Origin of the sequence: Phaeobacter sp. NW0010-22 (assembly GCF_040365955.1) — a bacterium.
In the GTDB taxonomy this organism is placed as follows: Bacteria; Pseudomonadota; Alphaproteobacteria; order Rhodobacterales; family Rhodobacteraceae; genus OMPR01.
Window position 1 is genome coordinate 1 of sequence record NZ_BAABWT010000025.1, and the last position, 1,056, is coordinate 1,056.

Annotated in this window: 1 protein-coding gene; it reads right to left on the bottom strand. The window is 57.6% G+C overall.

Annotation, left to right across the window (positions count from 1 at the left end):
* Positions 1 to 63: 63 nt before the first annotated feature.
* The coding region (tuf, locus tag ABWV33_RS22410) for an elongation factor Tu (RefSeq protein WP_353333966.1) at positions 64 to 1,056 on the bottom strand (993 nt) is incomplete at its 5' end.

Sequence of the window (1,056 nt, forward strand, 5' to 3'; positions counted from 1 at the left end):
TGGTTCTCGGGCGCTTTTGCCTAGGCCAAAGCCCCTGTCACCACCATCACAGCAGAGCTGTGATTACTCGATGATTTTTGACACAACGCCGGCGCCGACGGTGCGGCCGCCTTCGCGGATCGCGAAGCGGAGGCCGTTTTCCATGGCGATCGGTGCGATCAGCTCAACGTCGAACTTCAGGTTGTCACCAGGCATAACCATTTCGGTGCCTTCGGGCAGCTCAACAGTACCGGTGACGTCAGTTGTACGGAAGTAGAACTGAGGACGGTAGTTCGCGAAGAACGGCGTGTGACGGCCACCCTCGTCTTTGGTCAGAATATACGCTTCTGCCTCAAACTTGGTGTGTGGGTTCACCGACTTAGGTGCGCACAGAACCTGGCCACGCTCAACAGCTTCACGGTCGATACCGCGCAGCAGGGCGCCGATGTTGTCGCCTGCTTCACCGCGATCAAGCAGCTTGCGGAACATTTCAACACCAGTACAGGTGGTGGTCTGGGTGTCTTTGATGCCAACGATTTCGATGCTGTCGCCAACATTGATCACGCCACGCTCAACACGGCCAGTTACAACGGTACCACGACCAGAGATCGAGAACACGTCTTCGACGGGCATCAGGAACGGCTGGTCAACAGCACGTGCCGGTGTTGGGATGTACTCGTCAACAGCCGCCATCAGCTTTTTGATCGATTCTTCGCCGATTTCAGGGGTGTTGCCTTCCATCGCGGCCAGAGCCGAACCGGGGATCACTGGGATGTCATCGCCAGGGTAGTCATACGAAGACAGCAGCTCGCGGATTTCCATTTCCACCAGTTCCAGCAGTTCTTCGTCGTCAACCTGGTCAACTTTGTTCATGTAGACAACCATGTGCGGGATGCCAACCTGGCGGCCCAGCAGGATGTGCTCGCGGGTCTGAGGCATTGGGCCGTCAGCTGCGTTCACAACCAGGATAGCGCCGTCCATCTGCGCCGCACCGGTGATCATGTTTTTGACGTAGTCGGCGTGGCCGGGGCAGTCAACGTGGGCGTAGTGGCGCGCTTCGGTTTCATACTCAACGTG